The organism is Asticcacaulis sp. (assembly GCF_047605585.1).
Taxonomy (GTDB): Bacteria; Pseudomonadota; Alphaproteobacteria; order Caulobacterales; family Caulobacteraceae; genus Asticcacaulis.
The window spans coordinates 43938-62021 of the sequence record NZ_JASGFK010000002.1 but is presented as its reverse complement, the minus strand read 5'-3'; the positions used below and the strand labels follow the sequence as shown (position 1 = coordinate 62021).

The 18084-nt window shown below is 59.2% G+C and carries 13 protein-coding genes; 7 read left to right on the top strand and 6 right to left on the bottom strand.

The window, feature by feature from the left end:
* Positions 1-65 precede the first annotated feature (65 nt).
* From QM647_RS06100 to QM647_RS06085, 4 genes are all read left to right on the top strand, one after another.
* Complete coding sequence (locus tag QM647_RS06100) at positions 66-1748, top strand: carboxylesterase/lipase family protein (RefSeq protein WP_414994618.1); 1683 nt, start codon at positions 66-68, stop codon at positions 1746-1748.
* Positions 1745-3241 (top strand): glycerol kinase GlpK, encoded by a 1497-nt coding sequence (gene glpK / locus QM647_RS06095; RefSeq protein ID WP_414994617.1) that lies wholly within the window; start codon positions 1745-1747, stop codon positions 3239-3241. The genes QM647_RS06100 and glpK overlap by 4 nt, the downstream gene beginning before the upstream one ends.
* Complete coding sequence (locus QM647_RS06090; RefSeq protein WP_414994616.1) at positions 3238-4773, top strand: FAD-dependent oxidoreductase; 1536 nt, start codon at positions 3238-3240, stop codon at positions 4771-4773. Before glpK ends, QM647_RS06090 begins: the two co-directional genes overlap by 4 nt.
* A 437-nt stretch (positions 4774-5210) precedes the next feature.
* Positions 5211-8018, top strand: a complete 2808-nt coding sequence (locus QM647_RS06085) for a TonB-dependent receptor (protein ID WP_414994615.1) — start codon at positions 5211-5213, stop codon at positions 8016-8018.
* A gap of 52 nt (positions 8019-8070) precedes the next feature.
* Here the strand turns inward: QM647_RS06085 and rhaT are convergent, their stop codons facing one another.
* From rhaT to rhmD, 5 genes are read right to left on the bottom strand one after another with little or no spacing between them, the layout of a single operon-like run.
* On the bottom strand, positions 8071-9135 hold the full coding sequence (gene rhaT, locus QM647_RS06080) for an L-rhamnose/proton symporter RhaT (protein ID WP_414994614.1): 1065 nt from the start codon (positions 9133-9135) through the stop codon (positions 8071-8073).
* Between the two features lie 22 nt (positions 9136-9157).
* Positions 9158-10045: an amidohydrolase family protein gene (locus QM647_RS06075; protein WP_414994613.1), complete on the bottom strand. Its 888-nt coding sequence runs from the start codon at positions 10043-10045 to the stop codon at positions 9158-9160.
* 57 nt (positions 10046-10102) lie between these two features.
* Positions 10103-10849, bottom strand: a complete 747-nt coding sequence (locus QM647_RS06070) for an SDR family NAD(P)-dependent oxidoreductase (RefSeq protein WP_414994612.1) — start codon at positions 10847-10849, stop codon at positions 10103-10105.
* Positions 10846-11718, bottom strand: coding sequence for a fumarylacetoacetate hydrolase family protein (locus QM647_RS06065; RefSeq protein WP_414994611.1), 873 nt, complete (start codon positions 11716-11718; stop codon positions 10846-10848). Before QM647_RS06065 ends, QM647_RS06070 begins: the two co-directional genes overlap by 4 nt.
* A 10-nt stretch (positions 11719-11728) precedes the next feature.
* On the bottom strand, positions 11729-12928 hold the full coding sequence (gene rhmD / locus QM647_RS06060; RefSeq protein ID WP_414994610.1) for an L-rhamnonate dehydratase: 1200 nt from the start codon (positions 12926-12928) through the stop codon (positions 11729-11731).
* A 104-nt stretch (positions 12929-13032) separates the two neighbouring features.
* On the opposite strand from rhmD, the gene QM647_RS06055 reads away from it, so the two are divergent.
* From QM647_RS06055 to QM647_RS06045, 3 genes are all read left to right on the top strand, one after another.
* On the top strand, positions 13033-13860 hold the full coding sequence (locus tag QM647_RS06055; RefSeq protein ID WP_414994609.1) for an IclR family transcriptional regulator: 828 nt from the start codon (positions 13033-13035) through the stop codon (positions 13858-13860).
* A gap of 9 nt (positions 13861-13869) precedes the next feature.
* Positions 13870-14631 carry an SDR family NAD(P)-dependent oxidoreductase gene (locus tag QM647_RS06050; protein WP_414994608.1) on the top strand — a complete coding sequence of 254 codons (762 nt, stop codon included), beginning with the start codon at positions 13870-13872 and terminating at the stop codon, positions 14629-14631.
* Between the two features lie 135 nt (positions 14632-14766).
* The gene (locus tag QM647_RS06045) at positions 14767-16926 is read left to right on the top strand and encodes a malate synthase G (protein WP_414994607.1); all 2160 of its coding nucleotides are present in this window, start codon (positions 14767-14769) and stop codon (positions 16924-16926) included.
* Here the strand turns inward: QM647_RS06045 and QM647_RS06040 are convergent.
* Positions 16894-17739, bottom strand: a complete 846-nt coding sequence (locus QM647_RS06040; RefSeq protein WP_414995213.1) for an IclR family transcriptional regulator — start codon at positions 17737-17739, stop codon at positions 16894-16896. The genes QM647_RS06045 and QM647_RS06040 overlap by 33 nt on opposite strands.
* Between the last annotated feature and the right edge of the window lie 345 nt (positions 17740-18084).

Here is an 18084-nt window from a genome sequence, read left to right as displayed (position 1 = left end):
GCTAACTGTCGTCCCCCGGTGCCTCGTGTTATGGTCCTGAAAAGAGAACATAACCGGAGGATACCATGTGGAGTCGCAGATCGGCCTTGAGTGGCGGTATGGCCGCCGCGGCGGCTTTCGGCCTGGGGCGTTTGGCCCTGGCGCAAGGGGTGCCGCGTTCGACAGTGACGACCGGCCCCGATGTCGAGGTCGAGATTGCCGATGGCCGGCTGCGCGGTGGTCATAGCCGTGGCGCCCTGGCTTTCAAGGGTATCCCCTATGCCGGTCCGGTGAGCGGTGCGGGGCGTTTCCGCGAGGCGCCGCCGGTCGTGCCATGGATCGGTGTCCGTGACGCCACCCGGCTGGGCCCGCCCTCGCTGCAAAAGGCCAAATCCACTTACGGCGAACAGGAACCGGCCTATGCTGAGGATTGCCTGGTGCTCAATGTCTGGACCCCTGCGGTCAATGATGACAAACGGCGTCCGGTTCTTTTCTATTGCCACGGCGGTGGCTTTGCCACGGGCTCTGCCGGCTCGACCGCCCAGGATGGCGCACGGCTGGCCGCCCTCTATGACGTGGTGGTGGTCGCCACCAACCATCGCCTGGGCCTGTTGGGTTATCTCTATCTTGGCGAAATCGGCGGCGCCAACTGGGCGACTTCAGGCAACCAGGGCATGCTCGATATCGTGGCTGGGCTTCGCTGGGTGAAAGCCAATATCGCCAGCTTTGGCGGCAACCCCGATAATGTCACCCTTTTCGGCGAATCCGGCGGTGGCTTCAAGGTCGGCACGCTTCTGGCCATGCCGGCAGCGAAGGGGCTGTTCCACAAGGCCAGCATCCAGAGCGGCGCGGCCCTGACCCGTATGCCGAAAGCCATGGCGACCGAGACGGCGCTGCGGGTTCTCAAAGGCCTCGGCATCGCGCCGAATGAATTGCACAAACTGGCCGAGGTGCCTGCCGAACAGATACTGGCCGTCCAGCTGGCGGGCGAGCAGGGGCAGGGGGCGCTGACCTTGCCGTCGGATGGTTCCGCGCCCGTGGGCCGCGACGGTCGGCTGCACAAGGCGGGCTTCTGGTTGCCCGGCAGCTACGGCCCGGTGGTCGATGGCACGGTCCTACCGGCCGATCCGTTCGATCCTGTGGCTTCGCCCCTGATGAATGATGTGCCGCTGATCGTTGGCCATAATCGCGATGAGGCCACCTTCTTCAATATGGGCCGGCCGGACACTTTCAAGCTCGATGAGGCCGGCCTGAAGGCGCGGCTGGCCGTCGAATTTGCCGGCGATGCTGAAAAGCTTTTCAATGTTTATCGCGCCACCTATCCAAAGGCCACGCCGAGCGAGCTTTACATCGCCATCGCCTCGGCGCGCTGGTTTGGTGCCGATTCCGCCACAACGGCCGACCGCAAGTCACTGCAGCCGGCGCCGGTCTACCGCTATCATTACGATTATGAATCCAATTTCCCCATCCCCGGCACGGCAGCCACGCTAAAGGCCGGACATGCGACGGAAATCGCCTCGCTTTTTGCTAATACCGACCAGCCAGGGCTTGAGGGCAATGGTCCGGGTCTCGAAGAAGCCTCGACGCACATGAGCGCCTTCTGGGCGAACTTTGCCCGCACCGGCAAGCCTTCGGCACCGGGCCAGCCGGATTGGCCGCGCTATACCACTAAGGATCGCCCGGTCATGCGGATCAGTTCCATCTGCCAGGTGGAAAACGATCCGGAGGCGGCGGCACGCCGGATCTGGCAGGAAGAGGTTGCGGATTGAGCCGGTATATCCTGGCCCTCGATCAGGGCACGACTTCTAGCCGCGCCATGATTGTCGACGAAGCCGGCAATATTGTTCGCATGGCCCAGAAGGAATTTCGTCAGATATTTCCGCAGGGCGGCTGGGTTGAGCACGATGCGCGCGAGATATGGAGTACCCAGATGGGCATGGCGCAGGAGGCCATTACGGCTGCGGGCCTGCGCGCCGCGGATATTGCCGCCATAGGCATCACCAATCAGCGCGAAACCACTGTCATCTGGGACCGCGCCACCGGCCAGCCGATCCACAACGCCATAGTCTGGCAGGACCGACGCACGGCGGCGCTGTGCGATGAACTGATCCGGGCGGGCCATGAGCTGCTGTTCGAGCAAAAGACGGGCCTGCGGCTCGATGCCTATTTCAGCGGCACCAAGATCAGATGGCTGCTCGATCACGTGCCCGGCGCGCGTGACCGGGCCCTGAGGGGCGAGTTGGCCTTCGGCACAATCGACAGCTGGCTGGTGTGGAACCTCACGGGCGGCGCCCTGCATATCACCGATGCCAGTAATGCGAGCCGCACCCTGCTGTTCAATATCCATACCGGCGCCTGGGACGACGAATTGCTCGAATTGCTATCAATTCCCCCCCAATTGCTACCGCAGGTGCGCGGCAACAGCGAGGTTTATGGCGAGACGGCCGTCGGCCTTTTCGGCGCGCGCATCCTCATCGCTGGCATGGCGGGGGATCAGCAGGCCGCCACCTTCGGACAGGCGTGTCTGGACAGCGGCATGGCCAAGAACACCTGTGGTACGGGCTGCTTCATGCTGATGAATACCGGCAAGGAGGCCATGACCAGCCGCCACAAGCTCCTGACCACCATAGCCTGGCAACACGGAGGGCAGCGCACCTACGCCTTGGAAGGCTCGGTCTTTGTCGCCGGCGCCCTGGTGCAGTGGCTGCGCGACGGGGTGGGCATTATCCGCTCTAGCGGCGAGATCGAGGCTCTGGCGGCCTCCGTGCCCGATAGTGGCGGCGTCCATCTGGTGCCGGCCTTTGTGGGCTTAGGCGCACCGCACTGGGATGCCTATGCGCGCGGCACGCTCATCGGCCTGACGCGCGGCTCCACAAAGGCTCATATCGCTCGCGCGGCGCTGGAAGCCATTGCCTTTCAATCGGCGGAACTGCTGGAGGCCATGACCTCGGATGCCGATGGCGGATTGACGGAACTGCGTGTCGATGGCGGGGCCAGCCATAATAACCTGCTGATGCAGTTCCAGGCCGATATACTGGGTGTGCCAGTCGTGCGGCCGAAGATTACCGAAACCACCGCCCTGGGGGCCGCTTATCTGGCCGGACTGGCCGTGGGCTACTGGCGCAGCGTCGAAGACCTGCGCCGGCAATGGCAAGTCGATCGGGTGTTCGAACCGGCCATGAGTGCCGATCGGCGCGCTGCGAGGATGATGCGCTGGAAGAAGGCGGTAAGTCGCAGTCTGGATTGGGAAGAGGAGGGATGAGCGATCCGCGCCCAGGAATTCTGGCCAGGGCGACCGCTGAGGTCCAGTGGGACGTCATCGTCATTGGCGGCGGGGCCTCAGGCCTGGGCACGGCCGTGGAAGCGGCTTCACGTGGTTATTCGACCCTGCTGCTGGAAGCGCATGACTACGGCAAGGGCACCAGCAGTCGCTCGACCAAGCTGATCCATGGCGGGGTACGCTATCTCGCTCAGGGCCATATCCATCTGGTGCGGGAATCCCTGCATGAGCGCGGGCTCCTGAAGCGCAACGCGCCCCACCTGGTCCATGACCTCGGCTTCCTGGTGGCGGCCTATCAGGGTTGGCGGTTGCCCTTCTACGGCCTGGGCCTGAAGCTTTATGACCTGCTGGCGGGGTCTCTGAACCTGCGCCCCAGTGGTATACTGAACGCTAAGGCCAGTCTGGCGCATGTGCCAACCCTGCGTCAGGCCGGCCTCAAGGGCGGCGTGCTTTATTTCGATGGCCAGTTCGATGATAGCCGGCTGGCCATCACGCTAATGCGCACGCTCGAGGATCAGGGTGGCGTGGCGCTCAATGCCGCGCCGGTCACCGGCCTGCTTAAGAGTTTTGGCAAGCTCAAGGGCGTGACTTTCCTGGACCGTGAGACCGGCCGCAGCCATCAGGCCCTGGCGCGGGTTGTCATTAATGCGACCGGCATTTTCGCCGATCAGGTCCGCCTGCTCGACGATCCGGACGCCGCGCCCACCCTGACGCCCAGCCAAGGCGCGCATATCGTGGTGGGGCGGCGGTTCCTGCCGGGCGATACGGCCCTGATGGTGCCGCGCACGCGGGACGGACGGGTGCTGTTCGCCGTGCCCTGGCATGACCGCACCCTGATCGGCACGACGGACACGCCGGTGCCGCAGATCAGCCTGGAGCCCCGCGCGCTAAATGCCGAGATCGATTTCATCCTGAAGACGGCAGCAGACTATCTCGATCCGGCGCCGGGGCGCGAAGACATACTGAGCGTGTTTGCTGGCTTGCGTCCGCTGGTCAGGGCGGATAGCCAGGAGACTAAGTCACTGTCGCGCGAGCACGCCCTGTCGGTCTCGGACAGCGGACTGATCACACTGACCGGCGGCAAATGGACCACCTATCGTCGCATGGGCGAGGATGTCATCGACCTGGCGGTCACTGAAGGCCGACTGACGCCCTGGGCCAGCGTGACCGATACCCTGCGCCTGCATGGTTGGGCGGAAGAGGGCGACGTTTATGGCAGCGATGCTGCCGCAGTGCGGGCGCTCCCTGGCGGCGATATCCGCCTGCATCCCGATCTACCCTATACCGAGGCCGAAGTACGCTGGGCCGTACGCTACGAGCACGCCCGGACGGTCGAGGATGTTCTGGCGCGCCGTTTGCGAGCCTTGTTCCTCGATGCAACGGCCTGTATGTCCATGGTGTCCCGCGTCGCCGATATTATGTCGGAGGAATTGAGCCGGGATTCAGTTTGGAAGGCTACACAGATATCTGCCTTCGCAGACTTGGCGCGCGGATATCGATGCGAACTCAATTAAAAGATGAGTTGCTTCTCTCCCAGGTCCCCCACCAAAAGGGAACAGCTATTGTCTGATATTTCAGTGAATATGTCATGTGTCCGGCGGGACATAACTCTGAGTAATGACAGCCACATCATGTCGTTATTGTTTCGTCAGGCTCGATTCATTTCGTCAGTGACTTATATGGCATTGTCGGTAATTTTGAATTGTATTTTTTGATAAAAAGATCATAAATTCAATAAATTATGTTGAAAAATAACTGACTTTTCAAATCCGTGATCGGCCGCAAACTGTTGCTAAAGTGCGACAGTTATTTGTCCTACCAATAAAAAGCAAATGTGACAGCTGTATATCGTATAAAATATTTTGACCTCAATTTGGTTTCATGGCCTCCTTTTATCAGTTCTTAAAAAGGGAAGTGTTGAATGACTACCAGAGCGAGAAAAATAGGTCTTATGGCTGCCACCGGATTGTCGGTTGCGATGATGAGTGTTCACGCGTTTGCGCAGGATACGACAACGAAAGAACCGACCGCCGAAGAAAAGGCAGCGACTGCCAAGGCCGAAGCCCAGAGCGACGAAGTTATCATCGTTCGCGGCGTGCGGGGCTCCATGAAGGACTCCGCTAGCAAGAAGCGCAAGTCCAAGCAGATTTCCGACACGGTTTCGGCCGAAGACGCCGGCAAGTTGCCGGACAACAACGTCACCGAAGCCCTGGCACACCTGACCGGCGTCCAGATTCAGCGTCAACACGGCGAAGGCACCGATATCGCTATCCGCGGCATCCAGGAAGTCGGCACAACGGTCAATGGCAATGCTGTCGGCGGCGGCAATATGCGGTCGATGAACCACAACGCCGAAAACGGCGGTACCTGTACCATCGCCATGATCGCCGGCCAGTGTAATGACCAGGGCCCGACCCTGAGCGACGTGCCGGCCGCGCTGATCAAGGAAGTGACCGTCTACAAGACTCGGACGGCCGATCAGGTTGAAGGTGGTATCGGCGGCGTAGTCAATGTCGAGCTTCGCCGTCCGCTCGATTTGCAAAAAGGCTGGACAGTCGCCGGCAGCTATCGCATGGCGCAGAGCAGCATCGGTAACACCTTGAGCCCCTATACCAGTCTTCTGGTCGCTAAGCGCTTCGACACCGGCATAGGTGAGATGGGTTTCCTGGTAAACCTCGGCTATGAACAGAACCGCTATCAGGAAGACCACCTGGTGACTGAAACCGTGCAAAAATTCTATTCGAGCGGCACGATCACGACGGCGGACGGCAGTACCGAGGATGCGTCTGGCAGTCCTTATCTGACGGCTTATCGGGTCTGGAACGGCACCCAGAAGGGCACACGTTCACGGCCGACGGCAAACCTGGCTTATCAGTGGCGCCCGAACGAGAACCTCGACTTTGTAATTGAAGGCACCTGGTTGGGTTCGCGCGAAACCAGTGAGAACAACTACGCGTCCCTGAAAACATCGGGCGATGCAAACCCGGACTATACCGATCTTGTTACACAAGCCGACGGTGTGACGGTCAAGTCCATGACGGTGAATACCGGCAGCAGCGGCAGCAACAACTACCTCGAATTCATTTCAGCCTACTGGAAGAACAAGTCGGACACCTATACGACCAATTTCGAGACCCACTATCACACCGACAAACTGCAGATCAATGGCAGCATTCAGTACAACTGGAGCAACTATTATTCGAACAGCATCTACCAGGACCTCACGGTTGACGGCATAGATTCAGCTTCGATCGATTTCGATAACGGCGGTAAACCGTCGATATCGCTTTCGAATGCCGACGCGCTGAACGATATCAGCAATTACAATATGCTGAACTTCCACCAGGGTATGGACAATTCGTTCAGCCGTGATTTCAACGGCCAGATTGACCTTACCTACCAGATCAGCGATACCTTCCCGATCCGATCGGTTCAGGCCGGTATTCGTCAGACCAGCCACTTCTCACGCTATTACACGGCTTATCGCGATGCCGCTATCTCAAGCAATGCGTTGTCGGATTTTGCAGGTGGCGCCATTCCGGTAGTCTACAGCGCCCTGAGCGGTAGTGGTATTGCCGGCTTCTACCATCTGGATAACGCCGCCTTGCTCAATAATTGGGACACTGTCCTGAGCTATCTGTCCAGCAGCGGCGTATCCGATAACTGGACGACGACCGATCCGGACGACAAGGACAACAATTCCTACTCCGAAAAGGAATTCACTTTCGCCTGGTACGGCCAGTTCAACTACGCCTTCAACGCTTATTTCCCCGTAGATGGTGTCATTGGTGTCCGCGTTGTCAATACCGACGGTCAGTCGGAAAACACCTGGTTCCAAGACGCCTATACCAACTCGTCTGGGGTCACGGTTGCCGCTGTACGGGGCGACGCTGTCTCGGCAGGCAGTTATCGCGATATTCTGCCGAGCTATAATGCGACCATCCATTTCCGTAAGGATCTGCAACTGCGTCTGGCCTATACCTACATGGTTCAGCGTCCGGCCTTTTCACAGTTGGCCGGTGGCGTCCACCTGACCTACGGCGCTGACGGCACGGCTACCAGCGGCTGGGGTGGCAACCCCGACCTGCAACCGATGAAAGGCCCGAACTACGATGCTTCGCTCGAGTACTATTTTGGTCAGGGCGGCATGATTTCGTTCGCGGCTTATCTCAAGAAGCCGGAACATCAGATCATCTACTATACCAGTGAGCAGAGCTTCCCGGAACTGGGCATAACCACACCCATCACCTATGGCTCGTATTTCAATGCCGGCCAAGGCACCTATCAGGGCTTTGAATTCAATGCCCAGAGCTTCTTCGAGTTCCTGCCTGGCTTCTGGAAGCACTTCGGGGCGGGCTTCAACTATACCTACAACCAGATTTACAAGCTGGAATATCCGGCAGAGCTGGAAGTAGATGGTTATGTCGCTAACCATGCGCCTTGGACGTCGAAGGATACTTATAATATCCAGCTGTTCTACGATACACCGACCTTCAATGCCCGTGTCGCCTATAATTACCGGTCAAAGTATCTGTCGGATATCAATACCGACTATCCGGAATATACCTATGTGAATGACGCGACCTCGCGTCTGGACGTATCGCTGGCGTGGACACCGGTCAAGAACTGGACCTATACGCTGGAAGGTACCAACCTGCTGGGCAATAACCAGGTCGGTTATTACGGCTATACATACTTCCCGGCGGAAGTACGTAAACAGGCCAGGACCATCCAGATCGGCGCCCGTTTCCGGTACTAAATATTCTATCGATAACGAAGAAGCCTGCCGCACTGCGGCAGGCTTTTTTGCGTCAGGCCGCGAGCATGTTGCCGATGCCTATGATCACGGTCGAGATGATCAATGTGCCGATGCCCAGCCACACCAGGAACTGCGTGCGGCTGGCCGTCCCCTTCCATTCCTTAAGGGCGAAACCCCACAGGGTCGAGAACAGGATGATTGAAGCCATGTGCAGGGTCCAGGATGAGAAGCCGAACTTGCCCATCTGGCTTTCGCCCATGGTGTAGAAAAAGAACTGGAAGTACCACAAGGTGCCGCCAAGAGCTGCTAAGGTGTAATTGGCCAGCAGGGGGGCTTTGCCGCCGGTAACCTTTCCCGTCCATTCACCGGCGGATTTGTTTTTTGCGATCAGGTAGAGGCACCACAGAAAGTTGGTGGTGAAGCCGCCGGCGAGCACCACGCACAGGACCGGCAAGCCGACCCACAGCGGACCGGTACCGGCCGCAGCGGTGGCCGCACGGATGGGGTCGCCCGCCGCCAGGCCGAATGAGAAGAAGGACGACATCACACCGGAAAAGACGGCGATCAGCAGGCCTTTCTTCAGATCGAACTCACCACGATCCGGGGCTTGCGCATCACCGGACACACTAGCCAGCTGCTTTTCCTTGGCGCCACCGGCCATGGCGACGACGATGATTCCGACGATGACCACGGCGATACCGATGAAGGTATATTGGCTGCCATGCTTGGCGATGACCTCACCGAGCGTGCCCTGAACGATCGGTGGCCCCAGCGTGCCGATCACCGTGGTCAGGCCCAAGGCCACTGCCATGCCGAGGCTCAGGCCGAGATAACGCATGGTCAGGCCGAAGGTCAGACCGCCAAAGCCCCAGCCGGCGCCACACAGATAGCAGACCAGCAGGGTCTGGGTGGGCGCCGACGACAGGACATGGATCAGATCCTTGCTGCCGATAAAGGCGCCGATCCACGGCGCCAGCACCCACGAGAAGATGCCGCCAGTCAGCCAGAAAATCTCCCACGACCATAGCCGGATACGTTTGTAGGGGACATAGAAGCTGGCGGAAGACAGGCCGCCCAGCCAGTGAAAGAGGACACCGAGTAAGGGGTTGGGGTTCATGCGCGTTTCCTGTGATTATTTATTATAGTCTGTAGAGGCGCTCGGCGCTTCCGGCGAACAGGGCGTCCCGCTCGTCGGCGCTGAAGTCTTTCGTTATCTCGTCATAGGCATCGAGGGCCTTGCCGTAGCTGTTGAACAGCTTGTCGGTCGGGAAGTCGCTGGCGAAGGCGCAACGCGCCGGGCCAAAGGTCTCGATCACCTGGAGGATCAGCGGCCGCATCGAGGCCGTGGTCCATTGGCGGTCGACAAAGCCCATGCCGGATATCTTGACCGCTACATGGGGTAGGGCAGCCAGCGCCTTGAGACCTTCCTGCCATTCGGTAAGATCGACATCTACCGGCATGCCCATATGGTTGAGGATCACCGGCACGTCCGGATGCCGCGCGGCCAGGGCAGCTGCCTGCTGCATTTGGCCGGGATAGATTTGCAGGTCGAAGGAGAGGTTATATTTTGCCAGCAGGCCATAGCCACGGTCAAAGGACTCATCATCGAGCAGATTGCGCGGCGTATAGGTACGTTTTCGATCGGCATGCCAGTTGAGGATGTGGCGGATGCCGCGCACATTGGGCTGCTCGGCATGAGCCGCCAGCAGGCGTTCGACGTCGGGCTCGTTCAGCGCGGCGAAGGCGACGATGGCGGCGGGTTGTGCGTCCTGATCCGCCAGGGATTGCAGCCATTTCGGCTCGGCCAGAGCGTCGTCTGGATGGGCGCCGGCATCTATATGCACAATCTTCTCGACCCGGAAACCGGCAGAATCGCGGAAATAGTCAGGTAAGGTATAGTCGCTGGCGATGGTTTCGACGCTGCCATTGGGGCCGTCATCGGCAAAGGGCGGCGACAGCCACGGATAGCGCAGTTGCCCCAGTTGCCAGAGATGCATGTGTGCGTCGACAAAACGCCTGATCGCCATCATATCCACCTGTTGTTTCAAGGCGGGGTTGATCCCCGCCTGGCTGTTTTTACGCGTTTAGTAGGTTGTACGTCCGCCAGACGTGTCGAAGACCGAAGCGGTCGTGAAGGAGCATTCTTCAGAGGCCATGAAGCAGACAATAGCCGCCGATTCATCGACGACGCCCAAACGTCCCATCGGAATCTTAGAGCGCATGTATTCGACCTGGCTTTGCGGCAATTGATCGAGGATGGGGCTCTCGAAGGTTGCAGGCGTCAGGGCATTGACGATCACGCCCTTTGTCGCCAGTTCCTTGCCGAGGCTCTTGGTCAGGCCGATTACCCCCGCCTTGGAAGCCGAGTAGGCCGAAGCATTCGGGTTACCTTCCTTACCGGCGACACTGGCTACATTGACGATGCGTCCAAAGCCGTTATCCAGCAGAAAGGGAATAACCTCACGGCAGCAGTAGAAGAGGCCGTTGAGATTGATGTCCATCACCTTCAGCCACGACTCGACGGGGAATTCCCAAACCGGCACGGTGGCACCGGTGATGCCGGCCGAATTGACCAGGATATCGATCTTGCCGAGAACGTCCTTCGAGGCCTTGGCAGCGGCCGAAACGGCGGCCAGATCGGACACATCCAGAGCAAAACTCGCAACGGCACCGGTCTCATCCTTGGCCATTTCAAGCGCGGAAGCATTCAGGTCCCAGAGCACCACCTTGCCGCCCTCGGCGACGATGCGGGCAGCGACCGCCTTGCCGAGGCCGGAAGCGGCCCCGGTGACGATGGCGGTGCGACCTTTAAAACGGTCTGTGTAGATCATTCGATGATCTCCAGGCCTTCGAGACCGAAGGGGATGACGGTCTGTGTCTGCTCGCCAAGCTTGGAGACGCCCAGGTGCATCACATCGCCGACTTCGAGCCAGATCGGGTTTGGCTTCTTGCCTTCGCCGACACCAGGCGGGGTGCCGGTGATGACCATGTCGCCAGGCTGCAGGGTGACGAAGCGGCTGATATAGCTGAGGGCCTCGGCGACCGGGAAGATCATGGTCCTGGTATTACCCGTCTGCATGCGCTGGCCATTAACATCCAGGAACATATCGAGCGTTTGCGGATCACCCAGTTCATCGGCCGTGACGAGCCAGGGGCCAGTCGGGCAGAAGGTGTCGCAGCCCTTGCCCTTCACCCACTGCGTGCCGCGCTCCTTCTGGAACTGTCGCTCGGATACGTCATTGACCAGCACATAGCCCGCGATATGATCGAGCGCGTCCTTCTGATCGACATAGCGGCAGGTCTTGCCGATGATGAAGCCCAACTCGACTTCCCAGTCCATCTTGGTGGCGTCGCGCGGCTTCATGACATCATCATTAGGGCCGGTGAGCGATGAGGTCGCCTTGGTGAAATAGATCGGCTCCGGCGGCACAGGCAAATTGGATTCGGCGGCATGGTCCGCATAGTTCAGGCCAACCGCGATGATCTTGCCGATGTTGGCCACGGGCACGCCGTAGCGCGGCTGGCCGTCTACTATGGGAAGCGTGCCGATATCAGTGGCCTTCAGCTTCGCCAGCTGCGACAGGCGGACCTCGTTGGCAGTGATATCACCGACGAAGGCCGACAGGTCGCGAATGCGGCCATCGCCATCAACGACACCTGGTTTTTCCTGGCCTTTGGGCCCATAGCGGCAGAGTTTCATATTCTAATCCTTAGTGCGTGTAGGGGCGGTGAAGCTTGATTTCGGGGTTCAGTTCGACCCCGAAACCCGGCTTATCCAGCTTATTGACATTGAGGCGGCCATTTTCCGGCACCGGTTCGCCCAGCAATTGCGGGTGAAACATCGGGGCGACATGGTCGGCCTTTGGCGCCATCATCAGGAATTCGGCAAACGGCGAATTATGCCGGGTGATGACGAAGTGATAGGAATAGACGGACGAGCCGTGCGGTACGACCATGATGCCGCGGGAATCCGCCATGGCGGAAATCTTCAGCAATTCGGTTACCCCGCCGCACCAGCCGACATCGGGCTGGATCAGATCGCAGCAGTCCATTTCCATCAGCATGCGGAAGCCCCAACGCGTAGCCTCGTGCTCGCCGGTCGTGACCAGCATGCCGGCGGGTACGTTCTTCTTGAGTTGCTGGTAGCCCCAATAGTCATCCGGCGAGATCGCTTCCTCGATCCACTTCAAACCGTGTGGGGCACAGGCATGGGCCAGCTTGGTGGCGTAGTTGACGTCCAGCGCCATCCAGCAATCATACATCAGCCAGAAATCATCACCGCATCGCTGTCGCATATCCGCCAGCAGCTCGACGTTCTTTTTTAGGCCTTCGTCGCCTTCGATCGGTCCGTGCAGCAGAGGCAGCTTGCCGCCGATAAAATCCATCTGCTTGGCAAGGTCCGGCCGGGCGCCAGTGGCATAGAACTGCAACTCGTTACGCACCGCTCCCCCCAGCATATGATAGACTGGCTCGCCGCGCAGGCGGCCCATTAGGTCCCACAGAGCGAGATCTACGCCAGAGATGGCGTTCACCACCAAGCCTTTGCGGCCATAATACTGCGAGGCGAAATACATCTGGTCCCAGATGGTCTCGTAATCGAAGGGCGAACGGCCCTCCAGAAAACGCGCAAAGTGCTTTTCGACCATATAGGCGGCTGGCTCTCCGCCGGTGGTCACCGCGAAACCGACCGTGCCGTCATCTGCCTCGATCTCGGCCACCAGCGTACCCAATACATTGATACCGAAGGACTTGCGGCTTTGGCGGTATTCCGGATAACGGCCCATCGAAGTGGCGATATGGTTATCGATCCAGTGGCCTTCGCCCTGGTCATGATAGTCGGCACCTCCGCCGCCGTCTCCGCCCTTGATCACCGAGGCGCGCACTTGCTTGATCTTAGGAAAATTTCGCATTAGTCTCACCATTTGGGACAGTAAGTCACATCCCATTATCCCTGCATCGATTTTGGGGTGAATGACTTGTATTCATCCCACAATTTAGATATGAGCATTAAATAATGAAACAAACGGCGTCAATCGATAATTTGAGCAACAGGGACGGAGAGGGGGATGGCAGCGGCAAATCGCTAGCCGGCGCCCAGACCCTGGTGCGCGGCCTCGATGTCATGATGGCGGTGGCCGCCAATGCGCGCAGCCTGGCTCAACTGTCAGAAGTTCTTGGACTGACGCGCTCGACGACGCATCGCCTGGCGACGACCCTGGTTGAGCAACGCTTCCTCAATTTCACCCCGCGTGTCGGCTATTCGTTGGGGCCAAAGCTGCTGGAACTAGGCCATCTCGCCTCGCGCCAGATGAATCTGCCGCGCATCGCCCATGATCACCTGCTAGCGCTGTCGCTGGATACGGGCGATACGGTCCATCTGGGCATACTGGATGGCGAGCGCGCGCTTTATCTCGACAAGGTGCAGGGCAGCCGCCGCATCGAAATCAGTTCGCGCATCGGTGAGCGCCAGCCCCTGAGATCGACCGGGATTGGCAAGGCTCTGCTGCTCGATGCCTCGGAAGAAGAGATGGCAACCATCTATCATCGCGAAGCGCGTGACTGGCCAGCTTACAGGGTCGATTTTGCCACCTGGATCGCCCGCATGCGCGATTACGCCGCCAAGGGCTATGCATACGATCTCGAAGAAAACGAAGACCGCATCCGCTGCGTAGCGGCGCCGATCCGCGATGCCGGCAATCGCATTATCGGCTCGATCAGCGTCTCGTCCGCCGCGCAATATATGGATGACGCACGCATGAGCGCCCTGACCGATCAGGTGCTGGCGACGGTCCATGCCATCTCGCATGAATTCGGCTGGAGCGAGACCATTCTCAAGTCATAGGATCATAAAATGCTTTTACAGGGACAGCGCATTCTAATTACCGGCGCCTCACGCGGCATCGGTCGCGGCGCCGCCATTGAATGCGCGAAGCATGGCGCCGATATCGCCATCAATGCGTCGGCGGCCTCTGACTCCGTTGATAGCCTTGTGGCGGAAATCGAAGCCCTGGGCCGCAAGGCGGTGGTCTCCATCGGCGATGTGGCCGATCCCGAAAGCGCCTCGGCTTTTATCGCTGCGGCCGTAAACGGGTTGGGCGGTGTCGATCATATGGTCTCGAATGCGGGTATATGCCCGTTCCACAGCTTCCTTGACATGCCGGTCGATCTGGTCAGGCGCGTCGTCGACGTCAACCTGATGGGCACCTACTATATGTGTCAGGCGGCGGCCAATCAGATGGTCAAACAAGGCACAGGGGGCTCGCTAATCGCCATCAGCTCGATCTCTGCTCTAGTTGGCGGGGAAATGCAGTCCCATTATACGCCGACCAAGGCGGGACAACACTCGCTGATGCAGTCCGTCGCCATCGCGCTGGGCAAGCATGGTATTCGTGCCAACTCAATCCTGCCGGGTACCATCGCCACCGACATCAACAAGGACGACCTCGCCGATCCCGCCAAGCGCGCCTACATGGAAGGCCGCATTCCGCTCGGCCGCCTGGGCAAGCCCGATGACATCGGCAAGGTGGTCGTCTTCCTGGCCTCGGATCTGGCGGGTTACATGACCGGCGCCCACGTCCTGGTCGATGGCGGCGCCTTCGTGAACCTGCAATAGGTCGCATTGGAAAATAAATTGTTTAATAAAAACAATTTATTATTATTTATTGCGTGAAACGGAAATAATTTCCGGAAAAATTGATATCTACGATAGCTGGTTCATACTCAACGTATCTCTTCAGGAGCGTGACATATGGCCCGTATCGCTTTTCATGGATTTTTCGCCGCGCCGGAACTAAACGATTTTATAGTCGATGAAGCCTTGCCGGGATCGGGCGTCACCGCCGAAGATTTCTGGCAAGGGCTGGCCAGGCTTTTACTGACTTTCGCAGGGCGCAATCAAGCGCTCCTGACGCATCGCGACGCCCTGCAAACTCAGATCGACGACTGGCACCGTAGCAACCCCTTCGAGCCGGCAGCCTATAAGGCCTTCCTGAGTGAAATCGGCTATCTGCAACCGGAACCGGCGCCCTTCACCGTTAGTACCAGTCATGTAGATGACGAGATCGCTCGTCTGGCCGGTCCGCAACTGGTGGTACCGGTCTCCAATGCCCGCTATGCCCTGAATGCCGCCAATGCGCGCTGGGGTAGCCTCTATGACGCTCTCTATGGCACAGATGCCTTGCTGCCGCCTTCAAAAGTAAAAGGCTATGACCCCGAGCGTGGTGCCGCTGTGCAGGCGCAGGCCAAGGCCTGGCTCGATCAGTTCGTACCGCTGGAAGGCGCCAGCCACGCCGATTGCACGACCTACAGGGTCGAGCAGGGGGCCCTTACAGCGCAGACACCGGCCGGCCCTGTCGCCTTGCAATCGCGGGAACAACTCGCCGGATTTACCGGTGACCCGGCGGCGCCGAACTCAATCCTGCTGCGTCATAATGGCTTGCATCTGGACCTGATCATCGACCGCGCCCATCCGGTGGGTAAAAACGATCCCGCCGGCGTGGCTGATATCGTTTTGGAGGCAGCCCTTTCGGCCATTATGGACATGGAAGACAGTGTGGCCGCGGTCGATGCGGCGGACAAGGTCGGGCTCTATCGCAACTGGCTGGGCCTGACCAAAGGCATCCTGACCGATCGTTTCGAAAAGGGTGGCCAAAGCCTGACTCGTGCGCTCAATCCCGACCGCAGCTATACGGCACCGGATGGCGGCGCCCTGACCCTGCATGGCCGCAGTCTGATGCTGTCGCGCAATGTCGGCCTGCATATGTATAGCGACATGGTGCTGGATGCAGATGGCAGGCCTGTGCCGGAAGGTCTGATCGACCTGATGGTCACAGCCCTGATCGCAAAGCATGACACGGGTAAAAACAGCCGGTCGGGGGCGGCCTATATCGTCAAGCCGAAGATGCACGGACCCGACGAGGTCGCCTTCGTGATCGAGACCTTCGCCTTTGCCGAAAGGGCCCTAAGCCTGCCGGACAAGACCCTGAAGATCGGCATTATGGACGAAGAGCGCCGCACCAGCGTCAACCTGATGGCCTGTATCGAGGCGGCAAGGGAACGCGTTTTCTTCATCAATACCGGCTTTCTCGACCGCACGGGTGACGAAATCCACACCTCCATGCAGGCCGGTCCGATCCTGCGCAAGAGCGACATCAAAGGCGCAAAGTGGATCAAGGCTTATGAGGATGCCAATGTCGATATTGGCTTGGAATGCGGCTTGCCCGGCCATGCCCAGATCGGCAAGGGTATGTGGGCGGCGCCCGATATGATGAAGGACATGCTGGCGCAGAAGATCGGCCACCCTAAATCCGGCGCCACGACCGCCTGGGTGCCGTCGCCCACGGCCGCCACCTTGCATGCCATGCATTACCATATGGTCGACGTGCCGCAGGTCCAGGCGCAGATCGCCACGCGGCCACGCGCTTCGCTGGATGATTTGCTGACGCCGCCGCTGGCCGACCGCAACTACGCGCCGCAGGATATTGCCGAGGAACTGGACAACAATCTGCAAGGCCTATTGGGGTATGTCGTGCGCTGGATCGACCAGGGCGTCGGCTGCTCCAAGGTGCCGGATATCCACGATATCGGTCTGATGGAGGACCGCGCCACCCTGCGCATCTCCAGTCAGCATATCGCCAACTGGCTGCATCACGGCATGGTGGATCGTGAAACTGTAATGGCACGGTTGAAGCATATGGCGCAGGTGGTCGACCGCCAGAACGCCGGTGACCCGGCCTACCGGCCGATAGCACCTGGTTACGATGGCATCGCCTTCCAGGCGGCCTGCGATCTTGTGTTCGAGGGGCTGAACCAGCCCAATGGCTATACCGAGTTCATCCTGCACAGCCAGCGTCGCGAAGCGAAAGCGGCTGGGCTCTCACGCCAGCAGGCCGCCGCCTGTGAGGCGTGAAATATGGTCGGCGGTTTCGCGCACCTTCAGGCCAAGCTCTGGCAGCCTCTGGGGTGTCAGACGGGTCGAGGGGCCGGATAAGGATATCCCGGCCGTGGCTTCGCCATAGACATTGTACACTGGCGCCGCGATGCAGCGCATGCCTGGATTGGCTTCCTCATCATCCAGTGCCCAGCCGCGCGCCTTTGTGACGGTCAGTTCGGCACGCAACTCGTCTGCATCCGTGATGGTAGCTGGCGTAAAACCGGGAAGAGCGGCCCTGGCCAGCCAGCCATTGAGCCGGTCGACCGGCATATGGGCCAGCAGGGCCTTGCCAATCCCCGAGGCATGAATGGCGCGACGCTGGCCGATGGCGAAGAAGGCGCGGATGGGTTCGTGACATTCGACCTGCGAGACGAACACCACCTCGAAGCGGTCCAATATCGCCAGATTAACCGTTTCGCCGGTGGCTTCCATCAGGTCGGTCATGGCGGCGCGGCCGGCGGAAATGACGCTGTTGCGCCGCTGGAAAGCCGCGCCGATACGCAGGGATTCGATACCTATCGACCATTTCTGGCTGGCCTCGTCCATAATGGCCAGCTCGTGAACCGACAGGGTGCCCAACAGGCGGTGCGCGGTCGAAGGCGGCAGGCCCGTGGCTTCGGACAGCTCAGTCAGTGTCAGCCCGTCATGATCGGATAGCGTTTTCAGCAGGCCCAATGCCTTTTCCAGCGATTGATTGACCGGGGTCTCGACAGGTTTGAGAAAGCGCGCCTCTTTGGGCCTCCCACGCGGGCGACCGGAAGCGACACTAGGCGGTTTGACGGGGGTGATGGCGCATCTCCGGTGGCAATGGGGGCTCCTTGATTGATGCCATGACTGCTTAGGCGCGGCAAGCGGGGATGGTTGAGGCGTGAGCGTAAATTATCCACGAAATTAACAGGTTGTGGATTGTCTGTAAATTTCTACTATAGGATGAATTTATAAATCTTTACGAACAATGGGAGCGCCTCTGACGGTCACCATTTTTCCTCCGGAGGATCAACTTAAACAATATGTTGCGGAGAATTCGAAAAAGAAGCGATTTTTCAAATTAATCGCCTAGAAAGGGAATACGTGCGTTGCATAACTTTTTACCTGAAGTCAGGTGTGGATAATCGATCGTATGGGGGAGATGGG